At 36.9% G+C, this 25731-nt stretch carries 24 protein-coding genes; 9 read left to right on the top strand and 15 right to left on the bottom strand.

Annotation, left to right across the window (positions count from 1 at the left end; all coding sequences use genetic code 11):
• Position 1 precedes the first annotated feature (1 nt).
• A complete protein-coding gene (locus K5G00_RS09155; protein WP_238765843.1) occupies positions 2-2011 on the bottom strand; it encodes a M14 family metallopeptidase in 2010 nt (669 codons plus the stop codon).
• Between the two features lie 260 nt (positions 2012-2271).
• Here K5G00_RS09155 and K5G00_RS09150 point away from each other — a divergent pair, with 260 nt between their 5' ends.
• The gene (locus K5G00_RS09150; RefSeq protein ID WP_238765842.1) at positions 2272-3261 is read left to right on the top strand and encodes a glycoside hydrolase family protein; all 990 of its coding nucleotides are present in this window, start codon (positions 2272-2274) and stop codon (positions 3259-3261) included.
• Between the two features lie 7 nt (positions 3262-3268).
• Here K5G00_RS09150 and K5G00_RS09145 read toward each other — a convergent pair whose 3' ends face one another.
• Entirely contained in the window at positions 3269-4306 is a 1038-nt protein-coding gene (locus tag K5G00_RS09145; RefSeq protein WP_238765841.1) for an inorganic phosphate transporter, read from the bottom strand.
• A 248-nt stretch (positions 4307-4554) separates the two neighbouring features.
• Between K5G00_RS09145 and K5G00_RS09140 the strand changes: the two genes are divergently transcribed.
• Positions 4555-6513: a sensor histidine kinase gene (locus tag K5G00_RS09140; RefSeq protein WP_238765839.1), complete on the top strand. Its 1959-nt coding sequence runs from the start codon at positions 4555-4557 to the stop codon at positions 6511-6513.
• A 114-nt stretch (positions 6514-6627) separates the two neighbouring features.
• Here the strand turns inward: K5G00_RS09140 and K5G00_RS09135 are convergent, their stop codons facing one another.
• A complete protein-coding gene (locus tag K5G00_RS09135; RefSeq protein ID WP_238765838.1) occupies positions 6628-7632 on the bottom strand; it encodes an N-acetylmuramoyl-L-alanine amidase family protein in 1005 nt (334 codons plus the stop codon).
• A 106-nt stretch (positions 7633-7738) separates the two neighbouring features.
• On the opposite strand from K5G00_RS09135, the gene K5G00_RS09130 reads away from it, so the two are divergent.
• Genes K5G00_RS09130 through lnt form a run of 3 tightly spaced genes read left to right on the top strand, consistent with a single transcriptional unit; the run spans position 7739 to position 11020 of the window.
• Positions 7739-8503 (top strand): 5'-nucleotidase C-terminal domain-containing protein, encoded by a 765-nt coding sequence (locus K5G00_RS09130; protein WP_238765837.1) that lies wholly within the window; start codon positions 7739-7741, stop codon positions 8501-8503.
• The gene (locus tag K5G00_RS09125; RefSeq protein ID WP_238765835.1) at positions 8496-9419 is read left to right on the top strand and encodes a bifunctional metallophosphatase/5'-nucleotidase; all 924 of its coding nucleotides are present in this window, start codon (positions 8496-8498) and stop codon (positions 9417-9419) included. The genes K5G00_RS09130 and K5G00_RS09125 overlap by 8 nt, the downstream gene beginning before the upstream one ends.
• 2 nt (positions 9420-9421) lie before the next feature.
• Positions 9422-11020, top strand: a complete 1599-nt coding sequence (gene lnt / locus K5G00_RS09120; RefSeq protein ID WP_238765834.1) for an apolipoprotein N-acyltransferase — start codon at positions 9422-9424, stop codon at positions 11018-11020.
• Positions 11021-11102: 82 nt separating this feature from the next.
• Here the strand turns inward: lnt and K5G00_RS09115 are convergent, their stop codons facing one another.
• From K5G00_RS09115 to K5G00_RS09085, 7 genes are all read right to left on the bottom strand, one after another.
• On the bottom strand, positions 11103-11435 hold the full coding sequence (locus tag K5G00_RS09115; protein WP_238765833.1) for a hypothetical protein: 333 nt from the start codon (positions 11433-11435) through the stop codon (positions 11103-11105).
• A 124-nt stretch (positions 11436-11559) separates the two neighbouring features.
• Positions 11560-12030 carry a GNAT family N-acetyltransferase gene (locus K5G00_RS09110; RefSeq protein WP_238765832.1) on the bottom strand — a complete coding sequence of 157 codons (471 nt, stop codon included), beginning with the start codon at positions 12028-12030 and terminating at the stop codon, positions 11560-11562.
• An 8-nt stretch (positions 12031-12038) separates the two neighbouring features.
• Positions 12039-12629: a GyrI-like domain-containing protein gene (locus tag K5G00_RS09105; RefSeq protein WP_238765831.1), complete on the bottom strand. Its 591-nt coding sequence runs from the start codon at positions 12627-12629 to the stop codon at positions 12039-12041.
• Positions 12630-12773: 144 nt separating this feature from the next.
• The gene (locus K5G00_RS09100; RefSeq protein ID WP_238765830.1) at positions 12774-13757 is read right to left on the bottom strand and encodes a helix-turn-helix domain-containing protein; all 984 of its coding nucleotides are present in this window, start codon (positions 13755-13757) and stop codon (positions 12774-12776) included.
• Positions 13758-14044: 287 nt separating this feature from the next.
• Positions 14045-14638: a YkgJ family cysteine cluster protein gene (locus tag K5G00_RS09095; RefSeq protein ID WP_238765829.1), complete on the bottom strand. Its 594-nt coding sequence runs from the start codon at positions 14636-14638 to the stop codon at positions 14045-14047.
• A gap of 242 nt (positions 14639-14880) precedes the next feature.
• The gene (gene ettA / locus K5G00_RS09090) at positions 14881-16566 is read right to left on the bottom strand and encodes an energy-dependent translational throttle protein EttA (protein ID WP_238765827.1); all 1686 of its coding nucleotides are present in this window, start codon (positions 16564-16566) and stop codon (positions 14881-14883) included.
• A gap of 248 nt (positions 16567-16814) precedes the next feature.
• Positions 16815-18089, bottom strand: a complete 1275-nt coding sequence (locus K5G00_RS09085) for a pentapeptide repeat-containing protein (RefSeq protein WP_238765826.1) — start codon at positions 18087-18089, stop codon at positions 16815-16817.
• 159 nt (positions 18090-18248) lie between these two features.
• On the opposite strand from K5G00_RS09085, the gene K5G00_RS09080 reads away from it, so the two are divergent.
• A complete protein-coding gene (locus tag K5G00_RS09080) occupies positions 18249-20828 on the top strand; it encodes a M14 family metallopeptidase (protein ID WP_238765825.1) in 2580 nt (859 codons plus the stop codon).
• 34 nt (positions 20829-20862) lie between these two features.
• Here the strand turns inward: K5G00_RS09080 and K5G00_RS09075 are convergent, their stop codons facing one another.
• From K5G00_RS09075 to K5G00_RS09065, 3 genes are all read right to left on the bottom strand, one after another.
• Positions 20863-21621 carry a flavodoxin family protein gene (locus K5G00_RS09075; RefSeq protein WP_238765824.1) on the bottom strand — a complete coding sequence of 253 codons (759 nt, stop codon included), beginning with the start codon at positions 21619-21621 and terminating at the stop codon, positions 20863-20865.
• An 83-nt stretch (positions 21622-21704) separates the two neighbouring features.
• Positions 21705-22268, bottom strand: a complete 564-nt coding sequence (locus tag K5G00_RS09070) for a Crp/Fnr family transcriptional regulator (RefSeq protein WP_238765823.1) — start codon at positions 22266-22268, stop codon at positions 21705-21707.
• An 82-nt stretch (positions 22269-22350) separates the two neighbouring features.
• Entirely contained in the window at positions 22351-22821 is a 471-nt protein-coding gene (locus tag K5G00_RS09065; protein ID WP_238765822.1) for a hypothetical protein, read from the bottom strand.
• A 212-nt stretch (positions 22822-23033) separates the two neighbouring features.
• Here K5G00_RS09065 and K5G00_RS09060 point away from each other — a divergent pair, with 212 nt between their 5' ends.
• The 3 genes from K5G00_RS09060 to K5G00_RS09050 all read left to right on the top strand — a co-directional run bounded on the left by K5G00_RS09060 (position 23034) and on the right by K5G00_RS09050 (position 24510).
• Positions 23034-23498, top strand: coding sequence for a hypothetical protein (locus tag K5G00_RS09060; protein WP_238765821.1), 465 nt, complete (start codon positions 23034-23036; stop codon positions 23496-23498).
• Between the two features lies 1 nt (position 23499).
• Positions 23500-23745, top strand: coding sequence for a helix-turn-helix transcriptional regulator (locus K5G00_RS09055; RefSeq protein ID WP_262921315.1), 246 nt, complete (start codon positions 23500-23502; stop codon positions 23743-23745).
• A gap of 96 nt (positions 23746-23841) precedes the next feature.
• Positions 23842-24510, top strand: coding sequence for a DUF4395 domain-containing protein (locus tag K5G00_RS09050; RefSeq protein WP_238765820.1), 669 nt, complete (start codon positions 23842-23844; stop codon positions 24508-24510).
• Between the two features lie 35 nt (positions 24511-24545).
• Here K5G00_RS09050 and K5G00_RS09045 read toward each other — a convergent pair whose 3' ends face one another.
• Positions 24546-25175, bottom strand: coding sequence for a hypothetical protein (locus K5G00_RS09045; RefSeq protein ID WP_238765819.1), 630 nt, complete (start codon positions 25173-25175; stop codon positions 24546-24548).
• Between the two features lie 84 nt (positions 25176-25259).
• Positions 25260-25628 (bottom strand): hypothetical protein, encoded by a 369-nt coding sequence (locus K5G00_RS09040; RefSeq protein WP_238765818.1) that lies wholly within the window; start codon positions 25626-25628, stop codon positions 25260-25262.
• Between the last annotated feature and the right edge of the window lie 103 nt (positions 25629-25731).

Genomic DNA, 25731 nt, shown 5'->3' with positions numbered 1-25731 from the left:
ATTAACCTCCAATCTTAATTTGTTTTACATCCGTTCCAAAAACTGCCGACTCAATTTTGGCAGTGATGGTTGGTTTTTTGTCTGTTTTTATCAGCCAGGTAAGTTTTTTTACCTGATTTCCTCCAATGCTTCCAAGCGGAGTTCTGCTGATTCCTTCCAGAAAATCAACCTCTCCGTCGAGAGTAATTACAACAGGTGCAGGTTGGCTATTTCTTTCCCCCATTGCAATTGGGTAGGACAAATACCCTTTATTCTCAATGTATATTTCCAGTTTATAAACACCTCCTCCTAAATCGGTAATTTTTTCATCAGCAAATAAAACAGAAGGAATTTTTTCAGACAATTGCAGTAGCCATGGGAGTTGTTTTTGAAGTAATGAGTCGATAGCTTCGGGTTTTGGTGTTGATTCTATATAAGGCACAAAACCGCCTACTTCAATTTCTCCATATTCGGGATGTTTTACAGTCTCCCATGCAACAAAACCTTTACCGTCCCATTCGCTGTCCGACCAGGCCAGTAATGCTTTGTCTTTCTCGCTAAGTTCTCCTTCCTTCTTTGGTTTTGGCATTTTTTTCATCATTTCCACCATTTGTTTAGGTGTAAATTTTCCCGAACTCATCATATCCGAAATACCTTTAGCTGAAAATCTGTCGGGTGCGTTGTTTGCTTTTAAGAAAGCATTGATTTTTTCTTCTCCCAATGCCGTAAACTCTTTGGCGCTCATTTTTTCAACATCGTCCAGCGAAAGCTCTCCTTCCACAGCTTTCTTTTCCTCTTTTACTTTTGGAACCGTAAACAAATTCATACTAAATGAAGGAACTCCAAGGTGGTAATAGGCCCACAATTCAAATGAGCCATCTTTTGCTGGTGTCGGGTCCAGCCGTTCTGTATTAAAGTTTTTTCCTTTTAAATATTCTTTGTAGTCTTCTGAAAATTTGGTGTAAAATTTTAAATCTTCATCCAGTGGATTAACAGCGGCACCCAGTCCGAGCATTCCTGCAATCATTGATGGGGTGATTTCCATCTCTCCTCCAAAATTTTCTTTTACCAGAGCAATCACTTCGTCCATACTATAAGATTTCTGAGGATCCGCATTTAACATTCTGGCATAACGGCCGGGAATTTTTATATTACTCAGATTGGCTCCACCTTTTCGTCCGCCTTTGGGCGGAACGATACAAAAGCCTGAGCTTCCAAGCGTATAAACCATTGCAATGTTTGGACGATCAAAAATAAATCGCATTATTTCATATGATTCCGGTGATTGTCCTGCCCATTTCCCCGCTTCTTTTTTCTCAAAAGGAAATAGATGAGGGAATGATATTCCAATATTGATTCCGCCAATTCCGTCTTCATTATATTTTCCATCTCCATCGTTGTCAATTCCTTCTTCCATAATTTTGTACTCGCCGCGTTCACCTTTTTCTTTGTCGGCTTTGGTCATTATTCGCGAATCCTTGCCGGAAATAACAAACGAACCTTCCAGATCCTTATAACGCATTTGAGTAATAATACCATCGCCATTTAAATCATCCGGCCCATCTTCGTTGGGTAGATCGTCCATATCGTTGTTTACTTCAAAATCGTTAACCGATCGCCCAAACTTTATTCCTTCAAAATATCCTTTGGCAGCATCCGGATTAGGAAGCGGCATTACATACCATTTTATTTTTTCGGTGTATTTTGCGGAGTCAAGCAGCATTTTTGCAAAAGCAAGCGCTCCTTCGGTAGAGATTGGCACATTTCCTTCAAAATTAGCTCCAACAAAAATTGCCGGAACATCTTCCAGATTTTTTCCTATTTCTAAAACGGAAACTGGTGTACCCCCCGGACTGGTGGCAATCGTATGAAGTTGGGTTTTTACCGGCTCCGATTGCTGCAATTTTTTCAGCATTTGCTGAACTTCTGTCGTCGTGTGGTATTTGTCAAACGAGATGAGGGGTTGTGCAAAAAGCGGCATCCCCAGTATCCACAAACAACAGGCGATACAAAAATAGCGTAGTTTTTTCATTATATTAAAAATATTTAAAGAATAAATTTGGTGTGTTTTAGTTGCATTATGTTATTTAATTTGATGTTTTTGTTCCAAGTTGTAATTAAATTTGGTTGGAAAATACATTTTTTTTATTTATCAAAACCTGAATTTTGTTTCTTTTTATCAAAAAGCCTGAATTGCTGCCAGAATTTGGAAAAAATTTTCCACCTCATTTTTTACATATTAAATGAATTTAATCATTAGTTTTATTGAATACGAAGCTAAACTACAAAAGAATGGTTACAAGAATTTTACGTTTATCCCTGTTTGTTTTTGTTTTTTACTTTTTTTCCTGCGTGGAAAAGGAAAAGACATTTTTTGATTCTCTGCAGCCAGTCCCGGAGAATAGTGGTTTCAAAATGGATGCCTACTGGGTTTGGGGAGGTTCAGTTGTAAAAGTTGACTCTACATTTCATATGTTTGCCTCCCGGTGGCCCAGGAAGAATAAATTTCCGGATGATTATTTTGTCGAATCAGAAATTGTACATGCAACATCAAATTCAGCAAAGGGGCCTTTTGATTTCCAGCGTGTTGTGATCGGCGAAAGAGACAGTATTTTCTGGGATTCGAATATGGCTCATAATCCAACTATTCATAAAATTGGCGACGAGTTTGTTTTGTTTTATATTGGTTCTGATTTTACTACATTGCGGGAAGAAAGTAATCGTTTAATACGCCGGGTGGGGTATGCCACTGCAAAAAATATTAACGGTCCGTGGAAAAGAAGCGAGCTTCCTGTATTAGATGAAGAATCAAACAATCCTGCCTTGTTTGTAGAAAATGACGGAAGTGTAAAATTAATGTACCGGGATGCGGAATTACTGGTTAAAATTGCGAGCGCCGATAATTTTCGGGGGCCATATAAAGTTGTTAATAAAAATGTTTGGCCTACAGCAAAAATCGAAGATTTTTATTTTTATAAGAAAGATGGGAAATATCATATGATTTGTGAAGACAATGTTGGACAATTAACCGGGCACGAAAGATGGGGAGCTCATTTAGTATCGGAAAATGGTGTGGATAACTGGCAAAAATTTGAACCGGTTGTGGTTTATGATCACGATATAATTTTTGAAAACGGAGATACCTTGTTTTGTATAAGGCGGGAACGGCCTCAATTACTAATCGATAATCAACATATTACACATCTATACAACGGGGTTTATAACGGGAGAGATTCATGGTGCCAACCCGTAGAAATTGCACCGCCGGTAAAAGTTGAATAAAAATTTTTTAGTTCAGGTAAATATCTGTCAACCAGATAAGCAGCAATGAAAGTAAAAATGCAATGGTTGGAGCAATAATCCACATCAAAAAGAATTTTTTTACTTCTGTTTTTTTGAATATGTTTTTTGGCCCCAGTTTTGCAACTCCAATTCCGAGGATAGAAGCTACATTGAGTTGAACCAGCGACGTCGGAATTCCTTTAATTAACGACGCCGAAAGTAATAAACTTGAAGAAACAAAAGCTATAATTACAGCTTCAAATTTTCCAAATAAAACAATTTCCTTTCCTGTATTCTGAACAACTTTGTGCCCGAAAATTGAGCTTCCAATACCAAAACTTGGTGCTACAATTAAGGTCGATAAAATCATTATTAAAGTAAAGTTTGTGTCAATCGATATGTTTAATTCATTGGCTGTCATTGAAGCAATCGGGCCAGCAGCATTAGCTACATTGTTTGCTCCGATAGAAAATGCAACATACATCGACATGATTAAAATAATACCATTCCATACCGGTTTGAGGTTTTGATTATAAGCTCTCGACATTGTGTATCCTCTTCTGCGCATTGGGCGGTAAATATATTTTCCGAGAAAAAGGCTTATAAAGAATGAAATCACAGGCAGGATAAACCAGGTTGGGATGATTTCCATAAACAATTTTTCGGTGTTAAGCTCCTGGTAGTACAGTGCCGGGGCAACTACTGCCAGTACCGTTGCCTGGCTTGTTGACTGAGGAATTCCGGCAAGATTGGCTATTAACAGAGAAATTGCTACTGAAAAAAGAATAATCGAAACGGTTGAGAAAGTCATCATTTCCGGAGCAAGTAAACCTTTACCCATTGTTGTGGCCGTACCTTTGCCTGCTACAATTGCTCCCACGAAAACCATAATTCCAAAAAGGCCGGGAATAATACTTTTACGTACTGCATTTGCGCCGTATGCGGCAGAAAAAGCAGGTGCTGTGCCGCTTCCACCCATTGTTATAGCCAAAAACATGGCAATGATGAACGGTATTAACAATTGACTGAATAAAGGCGATATCATATTTTAAAAGGAGTTGTTTTGTTTCCGGGCAAAGGTAGTTATTTCCTTTTTTTGTGTTACTTGATAAATACTTATTTTTCACATATGTTTTATATTTTATTGGGCTATCTCTTCTTGTTATTGTTTTTAAATAAATTTAGTTTTCTGTCTTTTTTATATTTTATAATTCTACTATTTTTGTAGCTCGTAAAACTTAATATTTACGAATTTTTGATTTCCCAAATTCTTCATTTTATGTTTAGTTGCTTATGGAACCAAACGAACCATTATTAAAAAAATTGAAGCCTGCTTTTGTTGGCCTGATTGTACTTTTTATTTTAGTTGGCGCAACAGTCGGCTATACCCGTTTTAAGACAGGGCAATGGGAGAAAGACATTCGCGCGCGAATGCTGGATTATATGACCAGTAAAAAATCGAAGCTTGAAAAAGCTTTGTACTCAAGGATTTATTATACACGTGGAGTGGCAGCTTATGTAGCTTTAAATCCGGGGATTAGTAACGACGATTATTACGAACTAGCCAAGGAATATATTCGGAATGATACCGTTATCAGCTCTATGGCTCTTTCAAAAAACTGCATTTTAAACGCTATCTATCCTCTGGAAGAACACGAGGCTGCTTTAGGATTAAATTTGCTCGAACACCCTGAAAGAAAAATCATTGTTGAAAAAACCATAGAAACACACAAGACTTTTGTTGCAGGCCCGACGGAACTGGTGGAAGGAGGAATTGCATTTATTAGTTACACGCCCATATTTGATAAAACGAGCCCCGGTAATGAAAAATTCTGGGGAGTAACTGATATTGTTATCAAAATGAATGCACTGTTCAATGAGGCGAAATTGGAATTGTACGATAAAGATTATGTTTTTGCATTAAAAGGGTATAACGGCACCGGAGAAAATGGGGAAGTCTTTTGGGGTAATGATACAATTTTTGAGGAAAATCCGGTAAAAGTTAATATCGATTTGCCAAATGGAACATGGGTACTGGCAGCTGTGCCGGAAAAGGGATGGAAATCATACGGGGATCAGGATAAAGTGTTGTTTCTTCTGCTTACGGTCAGTGCGCTAATCATTAGTATTCTGGTCGCCATGTTCTCACGGGCTTTAATCCAGTTGAGGCAAAGTGAAAGAGAATTAAAAGCTATTTTTGCTTCTCTTGATAGTTTAATTATTGAATTTAGCAGAGAAGGAAAGTATCTCAAAGTTGCTTCTCAAAACAGGGAGTTACTTTACCTCCCTGCCGAAGAATTAATTGGCAAAAGCCTTGAAGATATTTTTGATAAAGAAAAATCTGACTTTTTTAAGAAGGCCATAAAAAAATGTCTGGATACAAAAAAATTGGTCGTTATAGATTACAACCTTGAAATTGATGGAGAAGAGCATTGGTTTTCTGCAAGAATTAGTTACAAAAGCGAAAACACTATCATTTACAATGCTTATGATATTACCGCTTCAAAGCGAAAGGAGAAGTGTGTTGAAGAGTCTGAAAATCAGTTAAAAAAATTGAATGAGACAAAAGACAGATTCTTTTCAATTATTGCGCATGATTTGCGCAGTCCTTTAGCAAGTCAGAAGAGTCTGGTTGATCTTATCCTGCAGGAATACGATAATATTTCAACAGAAGAAAAAAAAGAACTGTTGGTGAGTTTAAAAGAGTCTTCACATCATGTTTATATTCTTTTGGAAAATTTACTGAAATGGTCGATGGCACAGTCGGGCAGGATAGAGGTAAAGCCGGAAGAAATCGATTTTGGAAAACGATTTGCCGGGGTACTGAAAAATTTCAGTATGCAGGCTGAGATTAAAAATATAAGGTTTAAAAATTTATTACAGCCCCGGCTGATGATAAAGACTGATGCAAATCTTACCGAAGTTGTTTTTAGGAACCTTTTGTCGAATGCTGTAAAATTTACCAATACGGGAGGAGAGATCTCGATTACTTCGGAAGTTGAAAAGAACGAAAGTGGCGATTTTGTAAAAATAGGAGTCAGGGATTCAGGAATTGGAATTTCTGCCGGGAAAATGAATTCGCTGTTTGAGCCTGGTAAAAATCAATCAACACCGGGGACCGGGGCTGAGAAAGGAAATGGATTGGGACTGATTTTGTGTAAAGAGTTTGCTGAGCTTCAGGGAGGGACTATTCAAGTAGAAAGTACACTCGGGAAGGGAAGTACATTTTACTTGCTTCTACCACTAGATTAAAATTGTTTCGGGAAGGATACATGAGAATTTAGTGGTTTTTTAAATTTGCCCAGTGAAAATAAAACCATTCATATAATTGAAATTCTATATTGCTTCAATAATCGGCGATATTTGTTATTTATTTGTTTTGAAATCGGTAATTAATCCTTCAGCAAGCCAGTTTGCAACTGCCTGTCGGTTGTCAACCCGGATAAAACGCTGTTGATCACGGGTATGGTTAATGTTTCCAAGTTCTATATAAACCGCTACCGGATAGGTGTTTTTTACCACATATAAATTTCTTGAAGATACACTTCCCTTATAACCTCTCCCTGGTTGGTGCTGGTTGTATTTATCCTGAAATGTTTTTAAAAGAATATCGGCCGCTTTGTTTCCGGTATCGCTTCGCTTGTCATGGTAGAAGAAAACATCAATGTTTTCGCCCCGGCTCCTGGAATCAACATGGATAGCAATCATCCGCTGAAAGGCCGTTTTATTTTTGAGATACAAGTTATTAACCGCATCGGTGCGTTGCCTTAATCTTTTTACCTGGTTAAGCGGAATGCTTTGGTTGGGGTAGCAACGTTCATCTTTATCTGCTTTGAGATAGCTGTCATTCCTGATTCCGTCGTTCGGGTCGCGGGTTATCATATAAACTGAAGCGCCATGTTCAATCAACCTTCTGGCAAGTCGCAATGTTACATCATACGCGTATTCATCTTCACATAAACTATGATTTCCGTATTTCCCAACTGCTCCGGGGTCGGGGCCACCATGACCCGCAACCAGATAATAAACTGCTCCTTTGAGTGTATTATCCAAAATTTCAACTCTCTCGTAGTCTTTCCCAAAAATAGAATACGTGCTAAAAGCTCCTCCGGAACCTGCTGGAGACTCATTAACAAGCCCGCTATCGGGCAATTTGTATTTTACTCCCGCAACGAGTGTGTTGTTCTTTCCCAATAAATTCTTATTCAACTCGATAAATGCTGTCATGTAGTCTGAAACAGGAAGCCCGTTTCTTGTCAACAAACGATAAATACCATCTCCCTTTTGTGCTATCACCTCCTTTGTTTGCGCCTTAATATGGATTGGGTGAAAATTCAATACCAGAAATAGCACCAAAATTACCTTCGTCAAATTTTTTATATGTAAGTTTGAATCGAACATATTGTTATTGAAATCGTTTTCATTTTAACCTTATTCATGCTAAAATAAGAGTAAGTTTTAAAACTATTTTTTATCTATGCAACAAACTATCACCTATACGTTGTTGATAACTTGTGTTTTACTCCTTGGTTCATGTAAAACGCATTATTCTAAAGTTTCTTATGAAACTGAAAACTTAACAGTTTCTGAAAGTTTGAACAGTCTTGACAATGAGGTTGTTCAGTTATATTTACCATATAAGAATATTCTTGAAAAAGATATGAACCGGGTGATTTCAGTTTCAAATATTGAAATGGAAAAAGATAAACCTGAGAGTATTTTAACCAATTTTCTTGCTGATTTGTTAATTGAAGAAGGTAAAAAAGAAGCTATTCTTGAAGGATTGGATTTTCAGCCTGAAATTTCATTTTATAATTATTTTGGGATTCTTTCTAATATTCCTGAAGGTAAAATAACAGTTGAAAATATATTTGAACTGATGCCTTTTGAAAACGAAATGGTTTTCCTTCAGTTAACGGGCGAACAGATAAAAATATTCCTCGATATTGTTGCGTCGAGCGGAGGTGATAGTGTTGGAGGTGTGCGGTTTAAAATATCAGAAGGAAAAGCTGAGAGAATTTTAGTGGCAGGAAAACCTTTAAATTTAAATGAAAAATATTGGTTGGTAACCAATGATTATGTGGCCAACGGTGGAAGTAGCATGCAAGTTTTTACTCAACGGTTAAAAATGATAAACACCCACAAAAAGATTCGGAATGTAATTATCAAACATCTTGAAGATAAGCAGGAAATAGGTGAAAAACTTACGGCAAAAACTGATGGGAGGATAAGTTATGAATAGGAGAATTTTTTTACGAAATATTTCTGCCGGGACACTTGGTATAAGTTTTGGAATATTTCCCAAAGGACTTTTGGCCAACAACGATTTTGTTACAATTACAATTTTGCACACCAATGATTTACATTGCCATATCGAACCGTTTACCGGCTCAGATGAGAAGTATAATGGAAAAGGAGGAATGGCCAGAATTTCGGAATTTGTAAAAGAGCAAAAAAAGAAAAATCCTAATACGTTTCTTTTCGATGCCGGAGATATGTTCCAGGGAACACCATATTTTAATTATTTTAAAGGCGAACTGATATTGAAAGTTATGAGCCAGGCCGGTTATGATGCAGGAACAATTGGAAATCATGAATTTGATAACGGACTGGAAGGTATTTTGGAACCGCTGCCCAATGCTACATTTCCTATTATATGTTCAAACTACGACTTTTCTGATACGATTCTTGCCGGTAAATTTCCACGATTTAAAATTTTTGACCGTGACGGAATCAAAATTGGCGTTTATGGTTTAGGTATTGAATTGGAAGGGCTTGTCGGTAAACAAAACTATGGGAATACAAAATTCCTGGATCCTGTGAAAGTTGCAGTAGAAATGGAACAATTTTTAAAACAGGAACAGAAGTGCGACCTGGTGGTTTGTTTGTCTCATCTCGGGGTGATGTACGAAGGTGAGGATGATAAAATATGTGATACCAAACTGGTGGAATATACATCGATGACTGACTTGATACTTGGTGGACATAATCACAGTATTTATCTGGAAGAACCCATTGTAAAAAGGAATAAAATGGGAAACGAAGTGATTATCAACCAGGCATGGTGGGGTGGTTTGGTAATTGGGAAAATTGATTTTGTTTTTGAGCGTTCAAGTAAAAAGAAAAAAGCAATATTTACCAACAATCAGGATACATAAAAATGAAACGGACCCAAAGGATTCTGTTGTCGGTTTTCTCGGGATTATTATTAAGTCTTCCCTGGCTTGGGTTGCCCGGATGGATACTCTTTTTCGCTTTATTTCCGCTGTTCATTCTTGATAAATATTTTGTTGAAAACAAGGAACAATACCCCGGTGTTTCATTTTGGGGGCATGCTTTTATTGTAACTTTCGTCTGGAATGGAGTTACTACCTGGTGGATTGCTTATGCAACTTTTGCCGGAGCTTTAATGGCTATCGCCGTAAATTCATTTGTAATGTCGCTGGTTTTGTGGTTAGCACATTTTGCCCGCCGAAATTTAAAACATGCACTTGGCTATATTGCCCTGGCTGGGCTTTGGATTTCGTTTGAATATTTTCATTTTCATTGGGATATTGAATGGCCGTGGCTAACTTTGGGAAATGGGTTTGCCAATAATGTAAAAATCATTCAATGGTATGAATTTACGGGTGTTTTTGGTGGTACTTTATGGGTTTTGCTTATTAATATATTGGTGCTAAAGTTTTTTGAAGGAATTAGAGAAAAGGTTTTGTCCCATGTGATTAAACCGGCATTTTTTATCCTTTTTTTGATTGCTGCTCCGGTATTAATATCCTTAAAAATGTACAACAACTATAAGGAAGTAAACAATCCTAAAAATATTATTCTTGTTCAACCCAATATAGATCCTTATTTGGAAGATTATAGCCGGAAGGCTGAAAATGCGAAGTTGGAGAAATTTATACAACTTGCCGGTGAAAAGGCAAACCGGCAAACCGATTTTATTGTTGGCCCGGAAACGATTGTAGAAAACTATAAAAACTGGAATGTTGATAGGATACAGAATAGTCAGCAATATAAGATGCTTAAAAGCTTTCAAAATCATTATCCGAATACTGAATTGATGTTTGGAGTCTCCTCAAGTAAAATTTATAAAGAACAAGAAGCTTCAGAAACAGCAAGATACCGAGAAGGAAAATATTTTGATGTTTTTAACACAGCCGTTTTTCTTCAGAAAAGTGGTGACTACCAGCTTTACCACAAATCAATTTTAGTAAGTGGAGTAGAAAAGGTGCCTTTTCTTAAATATTTCGGATTTTTAAAAAATGTATTTATTGATTTGGGAGGTACCAGCGGAAATTTGGGAAGCCAGGACGAGCCTTCGCTTTTTTTTGCAAAGGACAGCACAAAGCTTGCTCCCGTTATTTGTTATGAATCGGTTTTTGGAGATTACTTAACGCAGTTTGTAAAAAAAGGTGCAGAGCTGATTTTTATTATTACCAACGACGGTTGGTGGCGAAATTCTCCGGGATATAAACAACATTTTTCGTTTGCCCGACTACGAGCGATTGAAACCAGGAGGAGCATCGCGAGAACTGCAAATACAGGTATTTCCGGATTTATAAACCAGCGGGGCGATGTTGTTCTGCATACACAGTGGTGGGAGCCGGCTTCGGTTGCCGGACGACTAAATACCAATAATAAAATTACTTTTTATGTAAAGTATGGCGACTTTATAGCCCGTATTTTTTTGTTTGTAAGTATTTTACTTCTTATGCAATTGTTGGCAGCCGGCTTACAAAAGAAAAAAATATTTTAACTATTCATTATCGGATAATCCTGGTATGTATTTTTTCAGCCTTTTGATTTTTGAAATTGTTCATTAAAGCAAATGTATAGCTTTACTTTTTTCCTGTTTTTTTTATAAACATAATAATAAAAATTATCTTCAATCCAATCCCCGCTCCAATAAATAAATCGGGAGAGACAAATGTATCCTCTGGCAGAAAATACATTCCGAAAAAGAAGAGTGCTAATCCCGCCAAAAGAAAGGAGATTTCAATTCCCGGATGGTATTTTGTTTTTTTTGCTTTTTGAAATATAAAATAAATTTTGAGCGATACTCCTGAAAGTATTAAAACAATTGGGACAATACGAATTTCTGTTAGCACTTTAGCCAGTATTCCCAAAGTCAAAAGAATAAATCCGGTAATAAAAGGCCATCGTTCTTTCATTGATTTTTGCCGGTAAAGCTATACAAAACTTGTCACATTCTTTTTTCTGATAAAAACAATAATTGATTTATTTTTAGAAAGCATCATGTTTTGTTTATCGATTTTTGCTCGAGTTAATTCGTTTTTATAAAATGTCTGTTTCCATTGGTACATAATAAATACCGTTTTCTTTTCGTGCTTTACTGACAACATAAAATCCCAAACTTTTATATACCGGTACCGATGACAACGAAGCGTGGACATAGAATTTATCCAAATTAAATTCTCTTTTTTTATATTCGTTTAACGCAGTTTGAAACAGGTTCCTCGCTATTCCTCGCTTTTGGTAATTTTTATCTATAAAAAGCAAGGTGATATTTTGATTGTCTCTTATTTCTATCATACCAATAATTTTATTGCTGCTCCAAGCCAACCATAAGTTATTTTGCTGTTTTTGCCGGGCGGCTATCTTTTGAGGCATTATCCAATCATAAAAAAGCAAGTTGCCTTCTTCTGTATTTTCATGTCGAACAAACTCATCGTAAACTGCTTTTACGAGTTGATGAACAGCTTTCTCGTTTCCCTGCTTAAAAGGTTTTATACTATAATCTTTCATGTTTTTATTTATGCAGAAATAGTTTTTTCATCTTCCAGTGGTATAAAAAATGAAGCAATTGGTTTCCCCGGATAATTTCCATCAATGCAGCCGTGTTGTTTGTAATTTGAATGGAATCTTTCGTCGTATAAAATAAAAGCCGGGCTGTTTGCAGCTTTGTAGCCATTTGCTTCAAGCCAAATTGCGCGCAGGTACATCATTATATTACTAACTGCCGAATGATTTCTTTTCATTAATTCTACCCTTACATATTTCCCTTTTGGAAGAGTGATTTCAGCGTATTTCATACTGTGGTGCATCGCTTTTTTGTCAGTAGCAATGTAATAATCAAAATTCTGGCTGTTTGGATGCATATCAAAAATACAATACATATTTTGTTCATTTTGCTCCCATAAACTGTTTAGTTTATTATTGTCATAAATGTCGTGAAAAAAGGGAGGAATTTCCTTTTTTTTTCGGTTTCTTTTAAGCGAAGTCGTGATTGAATATCCGATACAGCTTTTTTTCTCCAAATTAATTACCTCAGGACCTGATACCAGGTTTCTTTTGTAACCCTGCTTTAAAACGGGGGCCAGCAGAATGTTTTTTAAAAGATTCATAATTGTTTCATTTTTAAGTTTTTAATTATGAAACAAAAGTATTGTGTCTTAAGAAGAAAAAATAACCGTAAAACGATAATAAATACCCGAAAACCGACTTTTGGGTTGATGAAAACTCGTTTTTCAGGAGGCCTGAACTATGAACTACAGCGATGTCAGATATTGTTTGGGGGTAATACCAACATGTTCTCTAAATTTTTGGCTAAAATGACTGAGGTTGGAATATCCAACCAGATACCCAACCTCGGAAACAGAATGACTTTTACTTTGCAGCAAACGTTTTGCTTCTCTCATTTTCAGTGATAAAGCAAACTGATATATGCTTTTTCCAAACACCTGCTTAAATAACTTTTGCAATTTTCTTTCGTTCATGTGCGATTCTTTTGAAAGAAAATCCATCGTGGGAAAATCGATATAGTTATCACTGATGATCCCCTTTATCTTGAATAAGTTTTGAATATCGTACGGTTTGATATTTACAAAAGTATTTTCTGATTTTCGTTGTAAAATTTTTTCAAAGAACAGATTGGAAAGTTTTAAAGTATCTATATAAAGGTTGAGTGGTGCAAGCGTATCATTTATTTTTGTTTTGAAAATGGCCTCTATATCTGTTATTACTTCTTCCATGGCAAAGTTTATCTCTTCAAACAGAAAATATTTGTTTTGCCTTAAAATGTAATTATTGATGTAATCATTTTGGGGATTTAGGAATTTTTTAAACCATGTTTTGTGAATATACACAGCAATATTTTTAATCGGGATTCCAGCCGGAAAAGTGTAATTGGTCTCTATATTATTTGACGGGAAAAAGATACCGTTTGGCGTATTTTTGCCTATTATTTTTGTTTCTGTATTTAATTCCTGTGTAACGCCGGCATTTGACAACCAGAATACAATTGGTAAAATATCACTGTTGGCGCTTTTGTGCCGTATTATAGTGCTCGGAATGTCTAAATTAATTTCGTAATAGGTGATAGCCAGATTACAGTTAAATACTGCCTGACTAAAGAAACCTTTTCCCAGTTTATCGGGCAAAGCGAACGAATTGTTTTTAATTTGAAGCCCTAGCTGCCGGGCAATCGATGGTAAAAAACCATCAATTTTATCCAAACAGAATTCTATTTTCATTGATCTTATTTGGTTTTTTTATGATTTTCATCGAAATGTGACTACAGGTGAAACATTGTTAACTCATAATCTAAAACGTTGTATTTGGTATTTTCACCTTAAAGATAAATGAAAATGTAAACAGGTGAAAAATGATGGTATGTAACTGCAGTTCTTTAAACCAGCCGAAATAATTGAATTTTAGATATGTGTATCGGGCAAAGAATAGAAACTGATTTGTGAAAATTATTAAAAATAATCGAAATTGATTCTTTACAATAGTTGCCACTTTCTAATGAAGCAATAAACTACATGGCTCGTTTTCCCCGGTAATGCTGATTCGTAATGATGGTTTCGATAGCAATTCGAATGGCATCGCCGATGGGGTACAACCGTTGTGCCTCGTTAAAATCGATAACCTGCAAACGCGAGTAAAAATCGGTTGCTTTGGGACCGATAGGTTTTAACTTTAACAAGTGGTTTGCTTTTTCCAGCTCTTCGGCTTGTGTGAGCCGAATGGTTTTGCAGGCAGCAAGTCTTCGTACACCGTATTTATCAGTACTGTAGTTGTACGTAAATAAACGGCAAATGAGCCCTCTGTATGGATATTGTGTGCACCCAGGACGAGTATTCTCCGTATTAAAATAGTTTAATGCAGGGCAAATGCCTGAGTTATTTATTTGCGTTATTTTTTCCAGAAAATTATCGGCCTCACCGGTTTGGTATAAATGATAGGCCATTGGATAAAATTCGAGAGCCGTTGCCATAATATGCGAAGTAGTGCAACATTTTATGCAGTTTACCACGCAATTGATTCCTGTTTGTGCCTGCAGTTCCCGAATATCTTTTTCAAGCACTTTATATAACCTTTCAACAGCACGTACTTTGCTTAAAACATTCATTTATGTGAGTTAAAAATAACGCGCAAATTTAAGTGAAAGAATAATTCGTGATTCTCTTTGTAAAGAGAAAATTTTTGTTTTTGATTACCTCGCTATTTAGTGGTACAGAGGAGTGAACCGATCATGAAAAGTTGCTGGTAAAAATGTGCCCGGAAGATGTATATTTCCAGACGCATTTTTATAATCTATCGTGAGTTATTTATTTTAAAGTCTTTTCTCAGCTACTCCTCTGCTTTTTTTAACTACTCTTTTAGTTTTTTATATTTTATCCGTTTGGGGCCTTCATCGCCGAGGCGTTTTTTGCGGTTTTCTTCGTATTCCGTATATGAACCTTCAAAATAATACACATTTCCATCCCCTTCAAAAGCCAGAATGTGAGTAGCAATTCTATCGAGAAACCAGCGGTCGTGGGAAACCACAACGGCACAGCCTGCAAAATTATCCAAACCTTCTTCCAGTGCACGCAAAGTATTTACATCAATATCGTTGGTTGGTTCGTCAAGCAGCAGCACATTTCCTTCGGCTTTAAGCGCCAGAGCCAGATGCAGTCGGTTTCTTTCTCCACCGGAAAGTACACCGCATTTTTTTTCCTGGTCGGAACCTGTAAAATTGAAGCGTGCAACATAGGCCCGTGAATTGACCTGCCGGGTCCCCAGCATCATGGTTTCAGTTCCTCCGGAGATAACTTCAAAAACCGATTTGTTTGGATCAATGGCTGCATGTGTCTGGTCTACATAGCTGATTTTGACGGTGTCGCCAATCTCAATTTTTCCGGCATCGGCTTCCAGTTGTTTCATAATCAGTTTAAACAGCGTAGTTTTTCCCGCTCCATTGGGCCCAATTATTCCGATAATTCCTGCAGGCGGCAGTTTGAAATTCAGATCGTCAAACAAAATGCGGTTGCCATAACCTTTTTTTACGCCTTCCATTTCAATAACTTTATCTCCCAGTCGTGGCCCGTTGGGAATAAAGATTTCAAGCTTTTCCTCTTTTTGTTTTACATCTTCATTTAACATTTTATCATAAGCACTTAAACGGGCTTTTGATTTTGCATGACGTGCCTTCGGTGCCATGCGTACCCATTCCAGTTCACGTTCCAGCGTCTTTTTTCGTTTTTGGCTGCCCTTTTCTTCCTGTTCCAAACGTTTTGATTTTTGTTCCAGCCACGAAGTATAATTTCCTTTCCATGGAATTCCCTGTCCGCGGTCGAGTTCGAGTATCCATCCGGCTACATTATCCAGAAAATACCGATCGTGGGTGATGCAGATCACTGTTCCTGAATATTGTGCAAGGTGCATTTCCAGCCACTGAATACTCTCGGCATCCAGGTGGTTAGTGGGTTCATCGAGGAGCAATACATCAGGTTCTTTCAGCAACAACCGGCACAGCGCTACCCGCCGACGTTCTCCACCGGAAAGTTCGCCTATGGGCTGATCATCCGGAGGACATTGCAATGCATCCATAGCGCGTTCCAGTTTGCTGTCGAGGTTCCAGGCATCCAACTGGTCAATTTTTTCCTGAAGTTGTGCCTGTTCTCCCATCAACTTATCCATTTCATCCGGATTTTCGTATACCTCCGGTAAGCCAAAAAGCTGGTTGATTTCCTCGTAGCGGTTCAGAACATCCACCGTTTCCTGCATTCCTTCTTTTACCACATCAATTACGGTTTTTGATTCATCCAACCTGGGCTCTTGTTCCAGCAGACCTACCGAATAGCCGGGAGCAAAAACCAGTTCACCGTTAAAGGCTTTGTCTTGTCCGGCAATAATTCGTAACAGCGTTGATTTACCTGAACCGTTTAACCCGATGATGCCAATTTTGGCACCCAGAAAAAATGAAAGGGAGATATCTTTTATAACAGTTTTGTTGGGTGGGTAAATTTTACTCACCTTATACATTGAAAAAATAATCTTTTTATCGTCGTTCATTTGTAAAGTGTTTTATTTTTTTGCAAAAATACTACAGATTTATGATATACTAAGAAATATAAGCTTACAGAATGTAATATAATACAACGGCGTATATATACTTACTGTTAATCAGCCGGCAAGTAAACTGACTCTATTGATGAAGGTAAGCGGAATCTAAAATAGTGGGAGTAGCAGCTTAAGGGTGCTGCCTTAAAAATCATTTGGGGTACTAAACAAAAAGAGGACGAAATATCAATTAAAGACGCTTAATTTGTTATTATATAATTGGCCGAGTATGCCAGACAAATCAATCCTGATAAATACATTAGAAAGAAATAAATAAAACCAAATACTCTGGATGCTGGCATATCTTTCAGTTGCAAGTTTTGTAACGATATTTTTAAACCAAAAAATATAAGGCCGGTGTAAAGAACGGTGAAATAGAAATAGAAGATTTTGCCTCTGGCTTTTAATGGCTCAAGTTTGTCGATTATATATATGTGTGTGCTTAAGTATTTAATCAGTAGTCCGTTAAGTAGCAGGAAAAATAAAAAAACTGCCAAGGTGTTTCTAATAATATATTCCTTGTTATAGCCATATCCCCACCAAATTTTGTCAATGAAGTTTAAAAAATACCCCCAAATTTTACTGTAATCACCATTTTTTAAATATTTGAATTCCATATATTCCTTATCTAGTTTTTCCACGCTTGAAATAAATCCTTCTTTTTTTTGTTTCGCCAGGAGTTTTTCATAAACACTGGTTTTGATGTCAACATCAGTAGTGTCGGGAAAGTAGAGTTCAAATCTCGAATACCTGAATTTGATTTTATCTATGTCCGAGTTATTCAGGCATATTTTGCAGACCTTAAATTTGTTGTTGGTTAATGAATAGGTTAAATCAATTTCATCATTTATATATTTTACATCATTTAAATACAGCATTGATGGTAACCTTGCATTTGAAAAATTGACGACTGAGCCAAAAACGGCCTGATTAAAATTTGCAATTGAATCAAAGTTGACGTTAATAAAATTTAGGGTTGAGTCGAATTTTGTATCAGAAAAATCAGCTGTTGAATTAAAATCAGTGTAATCAAAATGGACATCAGAATGAAATATTGCACTGCTAAATTTAGCAGGAGAATTGAATGTGACACCCGTAAAATAAGCCGTTTTCCTAAAATCTGAAAAGGTGAATTCAGCCGTTGTTTTATAAAATTTGGCCTGATTGAATTTGACGATTGAGTGAAAGTCAATGCTACGAAAAGTTACAGGTGAATAAAATTCAGCTTTTTCAAAATTTGCGATTGAATCAAAATTAGAAAAAGAGAAATCTACAGGGGCATTGAATTTTGTTGAAGTAAAATAGCTGTTATTTTTAAAATGAGCCGATTTATAGTTGACCGAATCATTAATTCCGTTATAGCTTGAGTTGACCGTGTTATTAAAGGTTTTTCCGGAATTGTTGCGGGATTGTTGACCGCAAACAGATATTGAATAAATGGATAGGATATAAAATGTTAGGAAAATACTCTTCATTGTATTTTTATTAGTTGTCAGTAAGTTACGATTTTTTTTCGAAGCTGAATATTGATTTTAAACGATGTTAACAGCTTATTAAAGAAAGAAAGGATTTTACAAGGTTTTCAGAAATATGTTTATTTTTATACCAAATCAGCTTCTCTAAAATCCATCATTATGAAAAATCATTTAAAAACGCCAGTCTTTTTATTTCTAATTTTTGTTTTTGTGCTGAATACTTTTAGTGCAATTGCGCAAAATAAAATTACTTCGCCAGAGGAATTTTTTGGCTTTCAGATGGGAGCTGATTATAAGCTGGCCCGTTGGGATAAAATTGTGAATTATTTTTACGAGCTGGAGAAACAGAGCGACAAAATAAAAGTGACAAATCTAGGGCCATCTTCCGAAGGACACCCGTTTTTACTTTTGCTGATCTCTTCATCTAAAAACATGACAAACCTTGACAGACTGCAAACCATCAACAAAAAGATAAGCGATCCGCGAGGTGTTTCTGAGGATTCGCTGAAAACATATATAAAAGAAGGGAAGGCTGTTATTTTTGAATCGATGAGTTTACATGCCAGCGAAGTGGGAGGGACGCAAATGAGTCCTGAACTGGCTTATGATTTGCTTACAAAGGATGATGAAGAAACCCAACGGATTTTAGATAATGTGTTGTTTTTTATGGTTCCCTGTTTTAACCCCGACGGACAGGTGATGATTACCGACTGGTACAATGAAACCGTGGGAACGGAGTATGAAGGGTTGAGTATGCCTTATCTTTATCACAAATATTGCGGCCATGATAATAACCGCGACGGAGACTATTTAAACCTGCAGGAATCAAGGTATATGGCAAAGGCTATGTATGTCGACTGGCAACCGCAGGCATATGTGGATCATCATCATATGGGTTCATACGGGGCACGGTTTTATGTGCCGCCTTATTGCGACCCGATTCGTCCTTATGCTGATCCGCTGGTTTGGAGGGAATTAAGCTGGTATGGCGCGCACATTGCTTACAAACTGGAAGAGGATGGTTTTCAGGGAGTGTTGAACGCTGCACAGTACGCAGGCTGGGGACATTTTGGCTGGCACTGGATAACTCCGTTTCATAATATCGCCGGAATGCTTACTGAATCGGCGACAGCAAATTATGCTACACCTGTTTATGTGCATCCTGAGCAGTTGAGAGCCAATACACGCGGATTCCCTGAATATGAAGCCCAGTCTACTTTTCCAAACCCATGGCCCGGTGGCTGGTGGCATTTGCGTAATATTGTTGCGCAACAAAAATCATCGGCCTGGTCTATTCTTGATTTAGCGGCGAGAAACAAAGAAACCGTATTAAAAACGGCAGTTATAAAAGCGCAGAATCAAACAAAACGAGGGGCTGAAGATAATGTCAAAACCCTGGTGATTCCGGCTGAACAACATGATTATCTGACGGCAACGAAAATGATCAACAAATTGCTACAATCCGGTTTGGAGATAAAAAAGGCAAACAAACAATTTGTAGCCGAAAATCGTGTTTTTGGAGCGGGATCTTATGTTATTTCACTGGCACAACCAAAGATGGGACTTATCAAAAATCTGTTGACCGAAACACATTACGCTGATAACTCATGGACACGAAGTGAAAATGGAGTTCCTTACCGGCCATACGATTTGGCCACACATACCATGTACGAATTTATGGGGGTAAATGTAGAGGGCTTGCATTCCGATTTAATATCAGATTTTCCCATTTTGCAGGAACTGGAAAATGTTCCTGGGACAGTGGAAAAAGGAAATTCAGGATACTGGATTGACGGGAAACAAAATGCGGCTTTTCTGGTAGTTAACTTATTACAAAACGAAAAAATTCAGATAAAAAGAGTAGATAAAGCATTTGAAGGATTGCATCCCGGAGATTTTATTATTGAAAAAGCACCCGCAGAAAAATTAAATGAAATAGCAGAAAAAGCAGGTCTTAGCTTTTTACCGCTTAACAAAATTGAACAGGAAAAGATACATACGGTGAAGCGGGGAAGAACAGGCTTATTTCAACGTTATTACGGCGGAAATATGGATGAAGGCTGGACCCGTTTGTGTTTTGAAAATTTTGGGTTTGACTACACAACATTGATGAGCGAAGAGATTAAAGAAGGTAGCCTGAATAAAAAGTACGATGTAATTGTTTTGCCCAACGACAGGGCAGAAGCCATTACCGGAGATTTGAAAGGACAAAATAAACAGGAGGCAGAGGAATATCCCGAAAAATACAGAAGCGGAATTGATAAAGAAGGTACCGAGGCTTTGAAGGAGTATGTAAAAAACGGAGGAACTCTTGTTGCTTTTGGGAATTCGTTTGAGTTTGCCGCTGACGCGTTTAATTTAAAAGTTACGGATGTTACAAACGGTTTAAAATCAATAGAGTGGTTTTGCCCTGGCTCAACTTTAAAAGTAGATTTTGATAATACGCAGCCTCTGGCATATGGAATGCCCGATGAAGGAGTGGTTCTTAATTTCTCAAGTCCGGCATTTGAAGTAGTTCCCGGAAGACATAATGATGATTATACTACCATTGTGCGCTATAAAGATAAAAGTTTGCTGAAAAGCGGATGGTTGATCGGGGAGAAGACTGTAGCAAAAAAACAGGCCATGCTGAGTGTCAAATACGGCGAGGGTGAAGTTGTGCTGATCGGTTTTCGTACACAACACCGAAACCAAACCGACGCTACTTTTAAATTGCTGTTTAATACAATAATCCGGTAATCGGCTTAAATTGAATAAAGTTCGGAGAGTTGGTTCAAACTGTTTTTATGGCCAGTTTGTCAAATAATCTGCCCAGAATTTTTTTCGCAGGAGATAATTTTACCGGGTAGAAAAAGTCGGAGTTGAACCAGCCTTTTTGAGTATAATATTTAAAATCTTTAAAATTTTCATCCAGTTTCATTTTCATACTGGTTCTCGACATTCTGAAAATAAACAAATCAAACAACGAAGGTTGCGGTAACTCATTTTTTATGAGCTGTTTGTAAAACCTGTCGGCAAGCTTTTCGATTTTCTGTTCGTTTTTTGCCACAGCTTTTTCAGAAACCGGCTCCAGGTTGGTAACACAAATGCCTTTAACTACGTTAAAACCGAGCGCCTTGCCGATAAAATTGAAATATTTTACAATTTTGGCTCCGCCGTAAACACCTTGTGTTACAATACATGTACAGGTTTTTCCAAAGAATTGCGGGCGGTGAAAAATAAAAGCCAAACGATCGAGGAATTGTTTCATCAGCGCCGAAACATGAAAGGAATAATTAGGTGATGCAAAAACAACACCATCTGAATTTTTAATTTTTTCCAGCAACAGGTTTCTGTCGTCTTTTATCGGGCACAATTCTTCACCTTTATCCAGGCAAAGTTTGCAGCCATTACAAACACCGAGTTGATATTCACTCAATCTGACCATTTCGTAGTCAATATTTCCACAGGCCTGAAGTTTTTTTAGAAATCCTTCGGTGCTTTCATAAGTGTGCTTTTTTCTTGCACTGCCTATAATTGCTATTACTTTCATTGAATTAGTTTTTGACTGTTGTTTCTGATGCAAATATGAATCAATCCTCCGATTGGATTGTTTGACAAAAGTCAAAAAAAGAACTACAATTTTTTTCTTATTCTGCTTAATGTGGCAATGTCAATGCCCAGGTAAGAGGCAATATGACGCAGGGCAACCCTTTTGATAATCTCAGGATAATTTTGGCAAAACAATTCGTATCTTTCTTTTGCAGTTAAAGTCTGGAGCTGAATGGACCGATTCATTAAATCGTTGTATTTCATCTCGTCTACATCCTTTGTAATTTGACGCCAGGCAGGTACTCTTTTATATAGCTCCATCATTTCTTCGTGGTTGATTACATAAATTTCTGAATCTTCCAAAGCGACGATGTTTTCCCGGGCCGGAACCTGGTCATTAAAACTTTTCATGGAAATAAGTACCGTTCCGGGCTGAAAAAAATGGGTTGTTATGTCATTGGCATTGTCGTCGTAGAAAAAAGAGCGAAATAAACCGCGTTCAATAAAACCAACATGGTTGGCCACTTTCCCTTCTTCCATAAAATAGGTTTTTGCCGGAATGGCAGCCGGTTTAAAAGCATGTGCCGATGCCTCCAATTCTTTTTCCGTGAGCTTGTAAAACTTTTTTATTTTTTCAACTAAATTCATTATTATCAGTTTTTTGCGCTGGTCGATAGAACGAAAAGTGAAAATAATAAATTTTGATGTATTTTTTATTGAGCGAAACCAATTACAATCTGTTCAGCGCCTCTTCGTAGTCAAGCCGGATATCCTCATGCAGCATGGACAGCACTTTTCTGATTCGTTTTACCTGATTGATATACATATTCATAACTACACGACTCGAATTTATTCGAAGTCCGGATTTTCGTATTTTCAGGCAGAAATAAATCAGCAATTCAATTTCAACTTCCTTTGAACCTGAAAAACGAATATACTTTTTTGTTGTGCGAAGGACTTTTCGTAATGTTTTTTTAGCGAGGTAAAAACTGCTTTGGTTAAGGTTTTTAAATTGTTCATCAATTTCCCCTTTCACATTTTCAATATATGCTTGCTGATTAAACGCCTCAAAAAGAAGGTAACTCAGCAATTCCTTATTTTCTTTTTTGTATTTGGCCAATCGTAAAAGAATTTCCTGCAATTGCTGAGGGGAAAGTACTTTTAGTTCCTTTTTAATTTCGCTGAGTGAAGCTGTTTCCATAAAATTTAGTTTTCCAACTGCAATAATATTTCAAATGTAAATCTTTTTGCGTTACCTCTAAAATCAATGAGTTTAATATACCTGGTTAAACTATTTAGTAAAAAAAAACACACTTGATGTAAAAAATATTTTACATTGTGTAAAAAATAATTATCTTTGTGTCATGTATTTTTAACTAATTGTAAAATTATTTATACAAAAACTAAGAAGTCATGTCGTACAGAGAAAAAGAAAACATTATTAACATCTTTAGTGGTTTGATAATCACTGCAATTTATGCCTGGTTTGTTTATCAACGCCACCTTGAAGGAAGAATCGATTTAGTCGATGACTTCCAGGCCTGGGGAAAACTGTTTTTGGTTTATGCTGGAATTTCTGTTGTAGCCCGTATCATTATTTACATCGTTTTTCACATTATTAATGCCATTGTAACGCATAATACAGAAGCAACCCATAACAGAGAAATCCCTCCGGAAGATGAAAGGGACAAACTCATTAAATTGAAAGCGCTTAGGAATTCCCATTATTCGTTTGTGGGCGGTTTTATGCTTGCTATAATTGCACTGGCAGTTGGATTACCAAGTTATTCCATTTTTATTGTATTTGTTGTTAGCGGTGTTGTTTCGGAGCTGATTGATAACGGTTCGCAAATTTATTATTACCGGAAAGGAGTTTAAAATGCCAACCAGAAATATTCAGAACAACATAAGAAGATTACGTTTTGACGCGGATGAAATGACCCAGCAACAATTGGCAGACAAAGTTGGAGTTTCACGGCAAACCATTGTTGCTATTGAAAAAGGAAACTATTCACCTTCGCTTGAACTCGCTTTTAAAATTGCTTTGGTGTTTCATACGCCTTTACAAGATGTATTTTCATATGAACCAGTTAATGTAGCGGCAAAAAAGAAAAGAAAGTCCTGACCGTAAAATTGAAATATTTAACAATTTTGTGTAAACCGGCACCGCTTTTTATTGTTATTTCTTTATCAAAAAAATCATTATAAAAACTATTAAACAATGAGCAAAATAGTAAAATTTGGGGAAGACGTTGAGGGTTATACAATTCCTGTTTTAAACGAACGTGAAATCAGAGCAGCGGCAGGAATGCTTTTTCTTTTTATGTTTACTGCCATTTTAACGGTAATAATGAAGGGTGATTTTACCTTGTTGAAATATGCCATTATCGTTTTTTTAACCGATATCTCCATTCGTGTTTTTATCAATCCAAAGTTTGCACCAACACTTATTTTAGGACGTTTGGTTGTGCGCAACCAAACACCCGAGTATGTTGGTGCACGGCAAAAAAAGTTTGCATGGAAAATTGGTTTTGCCCTCGCTATAACAATGTTTACACTTGTTGTCGTGGTCAATTCATATAGTCCTGTAACCGGTTTAATATGTTTTGTTTGCCTGATTTTTCTATTCTTTGAATCGGCTTTTGGAATTTGCCTCGGTTGTAAGTTCTACCCTTTGTTTTTTAAAGATAAAGTACAATATTGCCCTGGCGAGGTATGCGACGTAAAATCAAGACACGACATCCAGAAGACTTCATTTTCCCAATTGTTGGTAGTTCTGGCATTTGTGGGTTTTATTGTTTTAACTGTAATTTTATTTAACGACACATTTGTTCAACCGCCATTTGATTTGTTTGGGCTTGAAGAAACAAGCGAGGTTGTCGTACCCTAACACATCGGAAATTTAATTCCCGGTAGTATTTTTTTTTAACGTATTACAGGCTTTCCGTCCACTTCAATCCAGTCGAGCCGGGAGCAAGCAGCTGATTTTCCACCTGGCATTAAATCGGTAAAACCAATTTCTTCCACATTTGAAAGGTCAGGATTTTTTGCCACGCCAACTTCTGCGATTCGTTGAGCATCCAAAATATGCCATTCAATATCCTGCAGGTTGAATTCTTTTATTCGCCAGTCGTTGGATGGCCCGTCAAACAGGTTGCTTACCAGCCAGGTTTCATCGGCGAGTTTTAAAGTGATGCGTAACAACCTGAATCCATACTGTTTTGTACGCCACCGAATTTTTGCAAATCCGGTTAAATCCACATTCTGCGTTTTGTGTTTTAAGGTTACCATCCAGTTTTCAAGACACAGTCCTGACCATACATAATACGGATCATCAACCGGTTGCTCGTGGTTACTTTTTTTCAGACTGTCCTGTCCCGGTCCGTATAATTGCACAATCAAATCAGAATTGTCAACGTGTTTTTGCGAAAGTGGTATTTCAGCCGGTGTTTCTTTCCAGTCTTCACGAAAAAAGAGGCCTGGTCTGTATGAGTTTTGCGCACCTATACTTCCGGCAAATAAGAATATAAATAAAATGGTAAAACTATTTTTCATTCGTTCGTAATTTTTTGTTGATTTAGCAGGCTCATAAAGGTAGGAAAAAATCGAATTAAAAAAATTTGAAATCATTTTCACCTTTTAATGGCAGACCAACCAAATAGTGGGAACAAACAAAATGGTTATCCAGGATACAAGCCTGTGAACAATTTTTAACTGATAGGAAACTATTTTTTCAAAGCTTAGCAGAGCTCCGCTAATAAATGCTACAAGGAAAATAACGTCGGAAGTGATAAAAAGAATAAAGCCCGTTCTGTTAAAACTGAATGTTTTTAAATGGTTGATATAAATTAACATCACAAAAATTGTCAGGGCAACAATTGTGAATTTATGAATGGTGAAAATCGCTGTTCTATAAGGCTCGCCATTCTTCCTTAGCCAAACTCCGCTAATAATTAACAGTAAAAAGAGAACGCCGGAAATGATTGTTTTAGTTAGAATAGTTTCCATAAATTTCGTTTTTGCTAAAATAAACTTTTGTAGAATTATAAATATAGAAATTTAGATTGAAGATAAGTTATACGAATTTTCTTAATCAAATTTTCCTTGATTT

This window comes from Maribellus maritimus (assembly GCF_022267315.1).
GTDB lineage: Bacteria > Bacteroidota > Bacteroidia > Bacteroidales > Prolixibacteraceae > Draconibacterium > Draconibacterium maritimum.
The sequence above is the reverse complement of the archived record's forward strand: the minus strand, read 5'-3'. Positions and strand labels throughout refer to the sequence as shown.